The organism is Pseudomonas sp. UBA5666, from assembly GCF_002420785.1.
Taxonomy (GTDB): domain Bacteria; phylum Pseudomonadota; class Gammaproteobacteria; order Pseudomonadales; family Pseudomonadaceae; genus Aquipseudomonas; species Aquipseudomonas fulva.
On record NZ_DIIQ01000044.1, the window covers coordinates 83859 to 97435 of the forward strand.

The 13577-nt window shown below is 61.4% G+C and carries 11 protein-coding genes; 3 read left to right on the top strand and 8 right to left on the bottom strand.

From position 1 onward, the window contains the following. The first annotated feature begins 140 nt into the window (after positions 1-140). The gene (locus B2Y33_RS19465) at positions 141-764 is read left to right on the top strand and encodes a glutathione S-transferase family protein (RefSeq protein WP_027914722.1); all 624 of its coding nucleotides are present in this window, start codon (positions 141-143) and stop codon (positions 762-764) included. A 32-nt stretch (positions 765-796) separates the two neighbouring features. Here B2Y33_RS19465 and B2Y33_RS19470 read toward each other — a convergent pair whose 3' ends face one another. Further along, the gene (locus tag B2Y33_RS19470) at positions 797-1966 is read right to left on the bottom strand and encodes an MFS transporter (protein WP_206405276.1); all 1170 of its coding nucleotides are present in this window, start codon (positions 1964-1966) and stop codon (positions 797-799) included. 94 nt (positions 1967-2060) lie between these two features. On the opposite strand from B2Y33_RS19470, the gene B2Y33_RS19475 reads away from it, so the two are divergent. Further along, entirely contained in the window at positions 2061-2972 is a 912-nt protein-coding gene (locus tag B2Y33_RS19475) for a LysR family transcriptional regulator (protein ID WP_027914720.1), read from the top strand. Here B2Y33_RS19475 and B2Y33_RS19480 read toward each other — a convergent pair. Both B2Y33_RS19480 and B2Y33_RS19485 read right to left on the bottom strand, forming a co-directional pair. Further along, on the bottom strand, positions 2945-4369 hold the full coding sequence (locus B2Y33_RS19480; RefSeq protein ID WP_206405277.1) for an MBL fold metallo-hydrolase RNA specificity domain-containing protein: 1425 nt from the start codon (positions 4367-4369) through the stop codon (positions 2945-2947). The genes B2Y33_RS19475 and B2Y33_RS19480 overlap by 28 nt on opposite strands. A 106-nt stretch (positions 4370-4475) precedes the next feature. After that, positions 4476-5858: a PLP-dependent aminotransferase family protein gene (locus tag B2Y33_RS19485; RefSeq protein ID WP_206405278.1), complete on the bottom strand. Its 1383-nt coding sequence runs from the start codon at positions 5856-5858 to the stop codon at positions 4476-4478. Between the two features lie 124 nt (positions 5859-5982). Between B2Y33_RS19485 and B2Y33_RS19490 the strand changes: the two genes are divergently transcribed. Continuing rightward, a complete protein-coding gene (locus tag B2Y33_RS19490; RefSeq protein WP_028686989.1) occupies positions 5983-6852 on the top strand; it encodes a DMT family transporter in 870 nt (289 codons plus the stop codon). Positions 6853-6933: 81 nt separating this feature from the next. On the opposite strand, the gene B2Y33_RS19495 is transcribed toward B2Y33_RS19490, so the two are convergent. The 5 genes from B2Y33_RS19495 to B2Y33_RS19515 are packed head-to-tail and all read right to left on the bottom strand — an operon-like array spanning position 6934 to position 13431. Beyond that, positions 6934-7311: a response regulator gene (locus tag B2Y33_RS19495; protein ID WP_027914716.1), complete on the bottom strand. Its 378-nt coding sequence runs from the start codon at positions 7309-7311 to the stop codon at positions 6934-6936. 45 nt (positions 7312-7356) lie between these two features. Further along, positions 7357-8583: a hybrid sensor histidine kinase/response regulator gene (locus tag B2Y33_RS19500; protein ID WP_110606793.1), complete on the bottom strand. Its 1227-nt coding sequence runs from the start codon at positions 8581-8583 to the stop codon at positions 7357-7359. Continuing rightward, positions 8577-9152 (bottom strand): chemotaxis protein CheB, encoded by a 576-nt coding sequence (locus B2Y33_RS19505; protein ID WP_027914714.1) that lies wholly within the window; start codon positions 9150-9152, stop codon positions 8577-8579. The genes B2Y33_RS19500 and B2Y33_RS19505 overlap by 7 nt, the downstream gene beginning before the upstream one ends. Then, the gene (locus B2Y33_RS19510; RefSeq protein WP_027914713.1) at positions 9149-9970 is read right to left on the bottom strand and encodes a CheR family methyltransferase; all 822 of its coding nucleotides are present in this window, start codon (positions 9968-9970) and stop codon (positions 9149-9151) included. Before B2Y33_RS19510 ends, B2Y33_RS19505 begins: the two co-directional genes overlap by 4 nt. Further along, entirely contained in the window at positions 9967-13431 is a 3465-nt protein-coding gene (locus B2Y33_RS19515; RefSeq protein ID WP_206405279.1) for a response regulator, read from the bottom strand. The genes B2Y33_RS19510 and B2Y33_RS19515 overlap by 4 nt, the downstream gene beginning before the upstream one ends. Positions 13432-13577 lie beyond the last annotated feature (146 nt).

Consider the following 13577-nt stretch of genomic DNA (forward strand, 5'->3'; position numbering starts at 1 on the left):
AGACTAGGCAGGTGCTTCCCTGAGCACAACGAGCAGCAAGTACCTGCGCGCAATTTCAGAAAGGGCCTACACGATCGCTACCTCTTGACCGTTTGCCGTCGGTCATCGAGGATCGAAGCTCCGCCTACAAGGATGTCAACATGCTGCGCATACTGGGCAAAGCCTCATCGATCAACGTACGCAAGGTACTGTGGGCGTGCGCGGAGTTCCAGGTCCCATTCGTGCGGGAGGACTGGGGAACGGGCTTCCAGGCTACCGACAGCGAAGCGTTTCTGGCGCTCAACCCCAATGCCATGGTGCCGGTCATCCAGGACGGCGACTTCACCTTGTGGGAGTCCAACAGCATCATTCGCTACCTGGCCAATTGCTATGGCCCAGCAGCCTTCTACCCGGGGGAGGCCCGTACTCGGGCCAGGATCGACCAATGGATCGACTGGCAGGCTTCGGACCTGAACGCATCCTGGCGCTACGCGTTCCTGTCGCTGGTCAGACACTCCCCCGCCCATCAAGACCCGCATGCCCTGGCCAACGCCTGTGCCGACTGGGGGCGCAATATGCTCATTCTCGAGCGCCAGTTGGCACGCACCGGCGCCTATATAGCCGGGCGTGACTTCACCCTGGCCGACATTCCCATAGGCCTGTCGGTCAACCGCTGGTTCGAAACGCCGCTCGAACACCCTCACCTGCCTGCCCTACGCGATTATTACGAGCGCCTGAGCGAGCGCCCGGCCTATCACGAACATGGGCGTAACGGCACGCCTTGACAGCTAGCACAGCCTTCGCGAAGGCGCATGCCTCAGGCCGCGACCTGGGTAACCTGGTGACGACCACGCCAGGCGAACGTCAGCACCATTATCAAGCCCAGCACTGCGGTGCCTGCGCCCGCCAACGCGATGGCCGAGTAACCGAGGCCGCCATTGATCACGGCGCCCCCCAATGCAGCGCCGATGGCGTTGCCCAGGTTGAAAGCACCGATGTTCACGGCCGAGGCCAGGTTGGGTGCATCCTTGGCCGCCTCCATCACGCGCATCTGCAGGGGCGGAACCAGGGCGAAACTGGCTGCGCCCCAGACCAGGATGGCGCCGGCAGTAAGCAGGGATGAGCCCATTACGAGTGGGAACACCAGCAGTACCGCGATCAATATGGCGAGCGAGACAATCAGGGTTCGATCCACGGAACGGTCCGCCGCTTTGCCGCCCCAGACGTTACCCAGGGTCAGGCCAACACCAAACAGCACCAGCATGGAGGTGACGAATGCGGTAGACGCGCCGGCTTCGTTTTGCAGGATGGGCGCAATGTAGGTAAACACCGTGAACATCGCGCTGGAGCCCACCACGGTCAGGAGCAAGGCTGCCAACACAGGCCCACGTGTCAGCACGCGTATCTCGGCCAGCGCACCGTCGCCCTTGGGCGATGGCACATTGGGCAAGGCATACCACAGCGTGGTCATCGCCACGAGGCCGAGCCCGGCTATGCCCCAGAACGCCGTGCGCCAGCCGAGCAACTCGCCGAACCAGGTTGCCAGGGGGACACCGCCGATGGTGGCCAGCGTCAGGCCCATGAACATCGCGGCCACGGCGCCGGCACGTTTCTCGGCGGGCACCACGCTGGCCGCGACGATGGCACCTATACCGAAGAAGGCGCCGTGGTTGAGGGAGGTCACTACCCGTGCGACCAACAGGCTGGCGTAATCGCTGGCCAAGGCCGACATAAGGTTGCCCAAGGTGAAGATGGCCATCAGCCCGATCAGCAGGTATCGGCGCGGTACGCGTACGGTTGCCAGGGTCATGAGCGGGGCGCCGATCAGCACACCCAGTGCATAGGCGCTGACCAGCAGACCAGCGGCCGGAATGGACACACCCAGGTCAGTGGCAATGCTGGGCAGCATGCCCATGGGAGCAAACTCGGTAACCCCGATACCGAACGCGCCCATGGCGAGTGCTACAAGGGGTGGATTGATACGCATGGCTAACTCCTTATCTGTGCCGTGAATGCTACGATCTGTTTCACCAAGGCACTAGATAGCGATTGTGCGAACCACCTTTGCGTACGAGGCACAAATGGATCTGACAGGACGATCAGGTGAGATGGAGGTGTTCACCCAGGTGGCGCAAGCAGGCAGCCTGTCGGCAGCCGCCCGTGCATTGGGCCTGACACCCTCTGCCGTCAGCCGCATACTGGCGCGCACCGAGCAGCGTCTTGGAACACGGCTGATGCTGCGTACCACGCGCGCGATTACCCTCACACCCGAAGGCGAGACTTATCTACGCGGGGCACGCCGCGTGCTGACCGACCTTCAGGAGGTGGAGCAGGCCATTACGGACCAGGGCGTGCCCCGTGGTCGAGTTCGCGTCAGCGCTGCACTTGGGCACGGCCGACTGCGCATCGTCCCCTTGGTGGCGGCGTTCAGCGTGCAGTACCCGCAGGTATTGGTCGACCTGACCCTGAGTGACGAAGTCGTTGATGTGCTCGGTGGCCAGGCCGATGTGGCTGTGCGCTTCGGCACGCTGCCAGACAGCTCTCTGAATGCTCGGCAAATCGATGAAACGGGCCAGGTGGTCGTGGCCTCGCCAGACTATCTGAGCCGGTGGGGCACCCCTTTGCTACCCGAGGACCTGGCAAAGCACAACTGCCTGCGATTCAACTTCAGGCGAGCCACGTCGGACTGGCCGTTCGTGCGTGACGGTCGCGAGTTCGCACTGAAGGTAAGCGGCAACATCGAGTGCAGCAGTGGCGAAGCCCTGGCCCAGTTGGCCAGGCTGGGCGCAGGCATCGCGCGGATAGGCACCTTCACCGTCGCCGATGACCTGGCCAGCGGCCGCCTGGTGTCACTGTTCGAGGCCTTCAATCCAGGTGACCGAGAGCCCATCCACGCCGTTTTCGCCGGTGGACCGAACATGCCCGCACGCGTGCGGGTGTTCGTGGACTTTCTAGTCGCTAACCATCAGGGGATGTGCACACGTCCCTCGTGACCGCTCTCGCGATAGCGCGCTTGCAGAACGCCGGCCAGGCACTGCTTGGCCTCAGGCTCTCCGTGTATCAGGCGAATATGCGACGGCCAAACCTGCATTCGCGTGACGAAACCGACCAGATCCGCCTGGTCGGCATGGGCTGAGTAGCCCTCCACACGCTCGATCCCGGCACGAATGTCTATGCGTTCGCCGTCCAGCATGACGTACCCGCCTTCCGGGCCGTGGGTCAGGATGTCCCGGCCAGGTGTGCCATGGGCCTGGTAACCGACGAAGACCACATCGTGCCGGGCATCACCTAGCATCGCCTTGAGGTAGTTGACGATACGCCCGCCCGAGCACATGCCATTGCCCGCGATGACGATCGCCGGCCGAGCCGTTTCGGCCAGGTGCTGAACGATGCGTTGGTGCTCCTCATGGCTGTCGATGGTGATCAGCTGCTTGAAGGACAGGGGTTTGCGCCCTTCCTTGATACGGTCCTGGGCCGATTCGTCCCAATACCCTTGCAAGCCCTTGTAGACCTGCGTGAAGCGGCTAGCCAGCGGTGAATCGAGAATAATCGGCAAGTGTGGCCAATCCACTTCCGGGCCGCTGTTGGCCTGATCGTTTCCCGCCAATTCGTGCTCGTGGAGGATTTCTTCTAGCTCGTAGAGCAAGTCCTGGGTGCGGCCGATGCAGAAAGAAGGGATCAGCACCGTACCCTGGTCTTTCAGCGCGCGCTCGATGACGGCCTGCAAGCGTTCACGCCGGTGCCTCCGGTCGGCATGCCGACGGTCACCGTAGGTGCTTTCCAGAATCAGCAGGTCAGCGCGCTCGGGAGGCGTCAGGTCTGGCAACAGTGGCGAATGCGGCGCCCCCAGATCACCACTGAAGACCACCCGTTGGGCAGTCGCGCCTGGCCTTTGCATGTCGAGTTCCACATACGCCGAACCCAGCACATGGCCGGCCGGTTGCAGCCTGACCTTGCAGTGGGCAGCCTCGGTTTCGTGGAGCGTGAACCAGTTGCCGTCGGGCAATGCGATGGTGCGCTGCTCCACAACCTTGAGATAGCGTTCCAGTTGCTCGGGATCGTCACTGATACCGAGCCGGAACGCGTCTTCGAGTACGATGGGCAACAACTGAGCTGACGGTTCGCTACACAGGATCGGTCCCTCGAAACCCGCAGCCAGCAGATGAGGGATTCGCCCAACGTGATCCAGGTGTACATGCGTCACGATCAGGGCCTTGACGCCATCGATGGCGAAGTCGAGGGCCAAGCCCTCCCCGCCTTGATCTTCGTCCTCGCCTTGAAAGGCCCCGCAGTCGATCAGCAAGCTGGCCGTCTGGTCCATCCAGACTTGATGGCAGGAGCCGGTCACGCCCTCACGGGCGCCGTGGTGAATGATTTCTGGGTGGTCCATGATGGCTAGCCTGCTTGAGCCTGGAGTAACGTTGGGCACTGCCCGATTGACGAGGGTTCAGAAAAGCTCGGGCGTCAGGGTTCGCGGGCCTACCCAGGCGCAAGGCTCAGGCATTCAGAGCCCGCGCCAGTACCTCGTAGATTTTCCCGTCGGCTGACTGCGCAACATTGAAACGCACATAATCGCCTGCCGTCTGGGACTGGCTGAACGCGTTCCCAGGCGCCAACACCACGCCATTGTTCAAGCACACCTTGGCCAACGCGGCCGCGTCCTTGCCCTGCGGCAGACGGCACCACAGGTACAGCCCTGCCTGTGGCATCAGCCAGGGAATGATGCCGAGCGCTTTGAGCTTTTCAGCCGTTCTGTCCCTTTCGATGGCAAGGCGCATCCTCACGGTCTCCATGTGCTTGCGGTAGCCGCTGCTGGTGATCGCATGGTGAACGATGTCCGCTGCCAGACGACCGCCTCCGAAGATGGTGGCGATCTTCAGGTCGACCAGGCTCTGGATCCAGTCATGACGTGCGGCGATATACCCACACCTGACCGAAGCGGAGACGGTCTTGGAGAAACTGCCAATCTGGATGACCCGGGCCAGACCATCGAAGGCTGCGAGCCTGGGCGCTGGCGTATGCTCGAAATCGGCGAAAACGTCGTCCTCGACGATCAACAGGCCCGAGGCCTCAGCGAGCTTGAGCAGCCGGTGCGCAGTGCCCGGTGACAGGGAGGCACCTGTTGGGTTGTGAATGCCGGAATTGGTGATGTAGAGCCGTGGCGAATGCGCCGCCAGGGCAGCACCGAATGCATCGATATCCGGGCCGGTAGGGGTCTGACGCACACCGACGATGTTGACACTGTGGGCCCTGAGCAAGGCATGGAAGTTGAAATAACAGGGATCGTCGAGCAGTACGGTGTCACCGGGTTGGAGCAGAAAACGGCAGATCAGGTCGATGGCGTGCGTGCCGGACTCGGTGAGCATGACCTGCTCCGCCGGTGCGTCGATGCCAAAGCCGGCCAGTCGCCGCGACAGAAAATCGCGCAGCGGCCGATGGCCCTGCGGCGATGCGTACTCAACCACCTGCTCGGCTTGCGAGCGCGCCGTAGCCCGGAGCGCCTTGCGCACTCCAGCCTCGAACATCCAGTGCGCAGGAAGCCAGCCGCAGCCAGGTTTCAACAGGGCGCCAGCGGGTTCGAGCGCCTGGCGAGAGATCCACAGTGGATCGACCTCATGCTCAAGCTTGGGTCCCAGCTCGGTCAGCACCAAGGGCGCCACGCCCCCTGCCACATAAAACCCGGCGCCACGGCGGGCATGGAGTACCCCTCCGGCCACCAGTCGTTCGTAGGCTTCGACCACGGTCGACACCGAGATCTGCATGCTCTGCGCCATTGCCCGTACTGAAGGTATCCGCGCACCGGGCAAATAGGTACGGGCCGCGATGCGGGCATGGATTTCAGCCATGACCTTTGCAATGCGCGTGCTGTGCTCTTTCACCGGATTCCTCCCACCTGTACTGCCCATCAATACCTAACAGTTCCGCCAAACTGTACTGGATTGTACATGGCATCTGCGCGCACATCGGTGTTGTACTGGCTTCATTGACGACAAGGAGTGCGAGATGCAGAGAACAGCAAGCGGCTGGATCAACGGTTTTATCGGCGTGGTCATTTTCGCAGGCTCCTTGCCCGCAACGCGCGTGGCAGTGGCAGCGTTCGAACCCACCTTTCTGACCTGCGCAAGGGCAACCATTGCCGCGTTGGTGGGTGCTTGTTGCCTGATCTTGCTGCGTCAGCCCCAGCCCCGACGAGGCGATTGGCCATCCCTGGCCGTGACAGCGCTCGGCGTCGTGGTCGGGTTTCCGCTACTGACTGCATTGGCCTTGCAGCACGTCAGCTCCGCCCACTCCATCGTATTTGTGGGGCTATTGCCGCTGTGCACCGCCGGCTTTGCCGTGCTGCGCGGCGGCGAGCGTCCTAGGCCGCTGTTCTGGGCATTTTCGTTGGCTGGTGCCGGGTTGGTGGCGGGCTATGCATCGGCCTATGCAGGGCAGGCTTCGATAGTGGGTGATGGGTTGATGGTCGCGGCAGTCGTGGTATGCGGATTGGGGTATGCAGAAGGTGCACGACTGTCTCGCACATTGGGCGGCTGGCAGGTCATCAGCTGGTCGTTGTTGCTCGCGCTGCCCGCGATGCTGGTGTTGGCGGTCATCACCATGCCCACGATGGCGAACCTGACGCAAGTCGGCGCCTCTGCCTGGTTCAGCTTCGGTTATGTCTCGTTGTTCAGCATGTTCATCGGATTCGTGTTCTGGTACCGCGGGCTCGTCCAGGGCGGGATTGCGGCGGTCGGCCAATTGCAGTTGGTACAGCCCTTCATTGGGCTGGGTTTGGCAGCAGTTTTGCTGCACGAGCAGGTGAGCTGGGCAATGGTGTCGGTGACGGTGGGTGCGGTGCTGTGTGTTGCCGGGGCCAAGCGGTTCGCCCATTGACGCTCAATCCTGCGGTGGAACTGGAACCAGGCCACTGATTGCTGAACCAGTGGCCACCCGCTTTGGTTTAACCTGCCGCTGTCAGCGCAGCAGGGTCTGGATCTTGTCATGCAATGTGTCGAGGTCGAACGGCTTGGCCAGGATGGGCGCCTTGCGGGTGATCGGGCTACCGGACTCCAGGATCTCCGCTGGATAGCCGCTGATGAAGATCACCTTGAGGTCTGGCCGCAACTTGACTGCGGGTTCAGCGATTTCCACGCCTGAGATGCCACCGGGCAAGCGGAAGTCGGTCACCATCAGGTCTAGGTGCGGCTTGCTGGCCAGGATGGCAAACGCCTGCTCGCCATCTTCGGCTACCAGCACGTGGTACCCCTCCCCGGCCAGGTAGTCCCGCAAAATCATGCGAATAGCCGGTTCATCCTCGACGACCAGCACCACATCTTGTGCATCTTCACTCATATCGAAACCTTGGAAATTCTTGCAGTTTGCCATCAGACCCCGGGCTCACGCAGAGGTTGCCCGCGCCTGATCGTTTTGTTGTTCGCACACGCCCAACGGCAATTGCAGGGTGAACGTGGCACCTTGGCCCTCCTCGCTTTCGACCAGAATACGCCCGCGGTGGGCCTGTACGATCTGCTCGGAGATATAGAGCCCAAGCCCCAGGCCACCCGTCGCCTTATGGTTCGAGACCCGCTCGAACTGCTGGAAGATACGCTGCTGGTTGGCCGCACCAATGCCAATGCCATTGTCTTGCACCTGCACGCATGCCATGCCGTCCAGCTCGAACACCCGTACGTGTACAGGCTTGCGCTCCCCATAGCGCAGGGCGTTGGACAGCAGGTTCGCCAGCACTTGCTCGATGCGAAATTCGTCCCACTCGCCAGCCAGGCACCCGTCACAGTGCAGGTCGATTCGGGTATCCAGCGCGATCGCTTGCGCCGTGAAGTTCTCCACCAGCCCCCGTACCAGTTGGCTGAGGTCAAACAGCTTCGGGCGCAGTGAGAGTTTACCGGTGCGGATGCGTGACACGTCGAGCATGTCTTCGATCAGCCGTATCAGGCTGTTGATCTGACGCTCGTCGCGCTCGACCATGGCCTTGAGCTTTTCCTCACTGAAAGCCTCCAGATTGCCCCTGGCCAGGTTCAGCTTGCGCAGTTGCGTTTCCAGGATCAAACCGTTCAGAGGCGTTCTCACCTCATGGGAAACGATGGACATGAAATCGTCACGCATCCGCACGGCGTGCTCCAGCTCGCAGCGCGCGCTTTGCAGCTTATCCAGCAAGGCCTCCTGCTCCTGCCGGCTGCGCTCGAGCGCTTGCAGTTGCTGGTCGAGCACTTTGCGTTGTCGGTAGAGATCCACGAAAACCGACACCTTGCTTTTGACCGCCATGGTATCGAGCGGTTTGTAGAGAAAATCCACGGCGCCGCTTTCGTAGCCCTTGAAGGCATAGTTCATTTCGCGCCCAGCCGCGGTCACGAACACGATAGGGATGTTGCGGGTTTTTTCGGTACCGCGCATCAGCTCGGCCAGCTCGAAACCGTTCATGCCAGGCATCTGCACATCCAGGATGGCCAAGGCGAATTCGTGCTCAAGCAGCAGTGACAACGCCGCTTCGGCGGACTGGGCTTGATGCACCTCGCGATCGTCACCCTGTATGAGGGCATCGAGGGCCAGGAGATTTTCTGGCAGATCGTCGACGATCAGCAGTTTGGCGATGGTCTGGCTTAACATGCGCTGGATTCCAGAGTACCAAGCAACTGCTCGATACCACTCAAAGGAAGAATATGGTCGGGACGATGCAGGGCCAAAGCGGCCTCCGGCATCAGCGCGACCTGTGCATCGCGAGGGTCCTGGACAATGGTCCGGCCGCCGCTGTTCTTGATGTACGCAAGGCCTTGGGCGCCATCTTCATTTGCGCCAGTGAGCAGTATGCCCAGCAGTGCCGCGCCATAGGCATCGGCTGCCGACATGAACAGGTAGTCGATCGAAGGCCTGGAAAAGTGCTGCGCCGGCTCCTGGCTCAGAGAAAGGGTGAAGTCGCATTCTACCGAGAGGTGGTAACCAGGGCCCGCCACGAAGATACCGCCGTCTTGCAAAGGCTGCTTGTCGCGTGCCTCGAGCACTGGTCGGCCCAAGCGACGTTGCAGCACTTCAGCCAGATGACTATGCCGGTCCTCGGGCAGATGCAACAGGCACACCACAGGCACCTTGCACGCCCCTGGCAACCCGCCGAGCACCTTGAACAAGGCAGTCACACCGCCCGCCGAGGCGCCGATCACGACAGCTTGTATGCCCTTCATGACTTGCGGTAGATCCGTTCAGGCTTGACCCAGGGCTCGAAGCGCTGGCTGTAGGCCGAGAAATCAACCGACTCCTTGCTGCCCAGCACCAGAAAACCCCGGTGGCAAAGGGACTCATGGAACAGGCCCAGGGCGCGGTCCTGCAGGACCTTGTCGAAATAGATGAGCACGTTGCGGCACGAGACGAGCTGGGTTTCCGAGAACACACTGTCGGTGGCCAGGCTGTGATCGGCGAAGGTCACCTGCTCACGCAAGGTGCTGTCCATGATGGCGTTGCCGTAAGCAGCAGTGTAGTAGTCGGAGAAGTCGCGTCGCCCACCGGCCAACCTGTAGTTTTCTTCATACTCGCGCATGCTTGGCATGGAATAGATGCCTTGCTTGGCTTTTTCCAGCGAGTGCGGGTTGATGTCGGTGGCGTAGATGATGGTGCGCTCCAGCAGACCCTCCTCGCGCAGCAAGATGGCCATCGAATACACCTCCTCGCCTGTGCTGCAGCCGGCGATCCAGATCTTTATCGATGGCCATGTGCGCAACAGCGGAACCACTTCGTTGCGCAGGGCAAGGAAGTGGCCAGGGTCGCGAAACATCTCGCTGACTGGAATCGTCAGGTACTGCAACAACTGCATGAACATGCCAGGGTCATGCAGTACCCGCTCCTGAAGCGCAGACACGGTCTGGCAGTCGAACTGGCGCAGGGCATGCAGGATCCGGCGCTTGATCGAAGCGCCAGAATAATTGCGGAAATCGTAGCTGTACTTGAGGTAGATGGCCTCGATGAGCAAGCGGATCTCGATGTCGGTATTGCGTTCGCTAATCAAATTCGCTCCAGTTGCGGCAACCACACACGTATCAGCGAGAACAGGCGGTCCAGGTCGATGGGCTTTGCCAGGTAATCATTGGCGCCGGCCTGCAGGCAGCGGTGCTGGTCGTCCTTCATCGCCTTGGCAGTCACGGCGATGATCGGCAGCTTGCGCCAGCGAGGCTGCTGGCGGATCAGCCGGGTCGCTTCGAACCCATCCATTTCCGGCATCATGACGTCCATCAATACCAGGTCGATATCCTCATGCTGTTCGAGGCGTTCGATGGCTTCGCGGCCGTTGCGGCCGATTTCGACGATGGCCCCCTTGTGCTCCAGGGCACTGGTCAGGGCAAAGATGTTGCGCACATCGTCGTCCACCAGCAGGATCTTGCGCCCTTCGAATACCTTGTCGCGGCTTCGCGCCGTCTTGAGCATACGCTGACGCTCATGGGACAGCTGCGATTCCACCTTATGCAGGAACAGGGTGACCTCATCGAGCAGACGCTCGGGCGAGCGTGCGCCCTTGATGATGATCGAGCGCGAATACTTGAGCAGGTCGGCCTCCTCTTCACGCGTCAGGTTACGACCTGTGTAGACGATCACAGGTGGGAACGCGCGGATATCTTCAGCCGTCATGCGCTTGAGCAACTCGTTACCGAGCATGTCAGGCAGCTTGAGGTCGATGATCATGCAGTCGTAGACGTTTTCGCGCAGCAGTGCCAAGGCTTCCTGGGCCAGGCCCACAGCGGTGATCTCGACGTCTTCGTCGCCGATCAGCCGGGCAATGCTCTCTCGCTGCAGGTCATCGTCCTCTACCAGCAGGATACGCTTGAGCTTCTGGGTCAGCTTGGCTTCCAGGCGCGCGAAGACTTCCTTGAGCTCTTCGCGGCTGGTGGGTTTGACCGCATAACCGACTGCGCCCATGTGCATGGCTGCTTCGACGCGGTCCTCGACCGAAATGATATGCACCGGGATGTGCCGCGTCTCGGCTTGTTCCTTCAGGCGCTGCAGTACGGTCAGGCCGGAATGGTCCGGCAGTCGCATGTCCAGCAGTACGGCATCGGGCAGGAACCGAGCAGCCAGCTCGAAGCCCTCGTCGGCGCCATGGGCCACCAGGCAGCTGTAGCCCAGTTCATGGGCCAGATCGAAGAGAATACGGGCAAAGTTTGGCTCGTCCTCAATGACCAGAATGCAGCGGTTGGTGAACGGCGCCCGCTCGCGGTCATCGGTGAAGGCCAGGATCGGCGGTTTGGCCGCCGCTGCTGGCGGCTGGATGACCGATGGCAACGCAGTCACCGCAGGGCGTAGGGTAAGCGGCGCGACGGGCTGTTCGTCGACATCATGGCGCTCTGGCAGTACCAGGCTGAATACGCTGCCTTGGCCCGGCGTGCTCTGTACGGTGATCTGCCCGCCCAACAGGCGGGCCAGGTCGCGGGAGATGGACAGGCCCAGCCCGGTGCCCCCATAGCGGCGGTTACTGGTGCCATCGACCTGGTGGAATGCACCGAAAATGGCTTGCTGCTGATCGGGCGCGATGCCAATCCCGGTGTCGCGCACCGCGAACACGATGCCGGCCTCGGGCTGGTAGCCGATATTCAGGCTGACCTGACCACGCTCGGTGAACTTGATGGCGTTGGACAACAGGTTCTTGAGGATCTGTTCAAGGCGCTGGCGATCGGTGAACAAGGTCGCAGGCACGTGCTCGGCCGCTGTAACCTCGAAGCCCAGCCCCTTCTGAGAGGCCAGTGGCTTAAACATGTCACGCAAGCCCTCGACCAGCCGATCGACGTGGGTCGTTTCGGGGCGCACCTCAAGCTTGCCGGCTTCGACCTTGGCAATGTCCAGAATGTCATTGATGAGGTTAAGGAGGTCATTGCCCGCCGAGTAGATGGACTCGGCGAATTTGACCTGCTCCTGGCTCAGGTTGCCTTCGCCGTTCTCGGCAAGCAGCTTGGCCAGGATCAGCGAGCTGTTGAGCGGCGTGCGCAGCTCATGGGACATGTTGGCAAGGAATTCGGACTTGTACTTGCTCGAACGCTGCAGCTCATCGGCACGAGCCTGAAGCTCGGCCTGTGCACGGCTAAGCTCCTCGTTCTTGAGGTCCAGTGCATCGGTGCGCTCGGACAATTGCTCGTTGGTCTGCTCAAGCTCCGCCTGTTGGGTCTCAAGGTAAGCCTGGGACTCCTTGAGCACCCGGGACTGCTCTTCGAGTTCTTCGTTGGCGGTTTTCAGCTCTTCCTGTTGGACCTGTAGCTCTTCGTTGAGCTGCTGGGTTTCGGCCAGCACTTCCTGCAGGCGTTGACGGTAGCGGGCGCTTTCGATGGACATGCCCAGGTTGCCCGCCACACGCTCGAGCATCTCCGCGTCGCGGTCCTGCAAGGGGCGCAGCAGGCCCAGCTCGATGACACCGTTGACTTGACCGTCCTCGGTGGCCGGCACGATCAGGCCGCTGCGAGGCAGGCCCTTGCCCAGGCCCGACGCCAACCGGTAATAGTCTTCCGGCAAGGCATCGAGGCGGATCAACCGTTCTTCACGCACCGCTTGTGCCAGCAAGCCGTGATGATCACCCAGCACCTGCTCGCGGGCCTGTTCCTGGGCTTCGAGCCCATAACTAGCCACCCGCACCAGGCGGCCATGTTCATCACGCACATACACGGCGCCAACCACGCTGCCCAGGTAGGCAGCGAAGAACCGCAGGACTTTGTCACCCAGCATGGGCAAGGACAATTGACCCAGCACCTGCTGGGCCAGTTGGGTCTGGCCGTTACGCAGCCAGGCCTGATGCTCCAGTCGCTCTGCAGCGCGCTGCTGGGCCTGCAAGTTCTTGGTGTAGCTGTCGGACAAGGCCAGCAGGTCTCGGCGTCCGAGGTAGGCGAGCAATGCGCTGAGCCCGACCAGCAACACAATGAACGTGATGATGCCCGCGACGGTGACAGTGCTGACCGTCTCGTTACGGGTCATGCGCAGCTGTTGCTCGGCGCCGATCAGGTCCTCGAATTCCTTGCGGATTTCGTCGGTCAGGCGTTTGCCACGGCCGTTACCGATCAGTTCTCGGTATCCCCCTTCGGCGCGGCGCAGGTCGATCATCTGGCTGCCGAAGTCGTTCCACGCGCCCTGCAGCGCGATCAGCCGATCGATGCGCTCGACCTGCTGGGGATTGTCCTCGACCATGCTTCGCAGGCTTTGCAGGCTGTTGAAGATCCTGGGCTTGGCCACCTCGTACGGGTCTAGGAAACGCTCATCGCCTGTGATCAGAAAACCGCGCATCCCGGTTTCCATGTCGATCGAGAGCTTGAGCGTTTCGTTGGCGTTACCGATCACCTGGTCGGTATGTTCCACCCACTGCATGGCAGACAGCAGGTAGTTGATAACGGCGACGAACGCCACGGCACCGAGCAGGCCGAGCCCCAGGGGCAGGCCGATGTTGCGGCTCAACAGCTTGCGAAAGCTACGTTGATCCATCGAGGCAGCTTGTATCATCTGAAAACGCCCGAGCAAATGAGGTCCATGAACAGCATGGTCAATCTTTCCTTATAGTAAGCGGCAGCCCCTGGCCTGGCGCACGCCCTGATCAGCGTGCCCGGCATTTAGCCAGCATTTGAAACATACCTGCTCCAATCGTTCCA

Excerpts from the sequence above, each read along its gene's own strand:
- B2Y33_RS19465 (WP_027914722.1), top strand. The coding sequence starts at position 141 with ATGCTGCGCATACTGGGCAAAGCCTCATCGATCAACGTACGCAAGGTA.
- B2Y33_RS19470 (WP_206405276.1), bottom strand. The coding sequence starts at position 1,966 with ATGCGTATCAATCCACCCCTTGTAGCACTCGCCATGGGCGCGTTCGGT.
- B2Y33_RS19475 (WP_027914720.1), top strand. The coding sequence starts at position 2,061 with ATGGATCTGACAGGACGATCAGGTGAGATGGAGGTGTTCACCCAGGTG.
- B2Y33_RS19480 (WP_206405277.1), bottom strand. The coding sequence starts at position 4,369 with ATGGACCACCCAGAAATCATTCACCACGGCGCCCGTGAGGGCGTGACC.
- B2Y33_RS19490 (WP_028686989.1), top strand. The coding sequence starts at position 5,983 with ATGCAGAGAACAGCAAGCGGCTGGATCAACGGTTTTATCGGCGTGGTC.
- B2Y33_RS19495 (WP_027914716.1), bottom strand. The coding sequence starts at position 7,311 with ATGAGTGAAGATGCACAAGATGTGGTGCTGGTCGTCGAGGATGAACCG.
- B2Y33_RS19500 (WP_110606793.1), bottom strand. The coding sequence starts at position 8,583 with ATGTTAAGCCAGACCATCGCCAAACTGCTGATCGTCGACGATCTGCCA.
- B2Y33_RS19505 (WP_027914714.1), bottom strand. The coding sequence starts at position 9,152 with ATGAAGGGCATACAAGCTGTCGTGATCGGCGCCTCGGCGGGCGGTGTG.
- B2Y33_RS19515 (WP_206405279.1), bottom strand. The coding sequence starts at position 13,431 with ATGATACAAGCTGCCTCGATGGATCAACGTAGCTTTCGCAAGCTGTTG.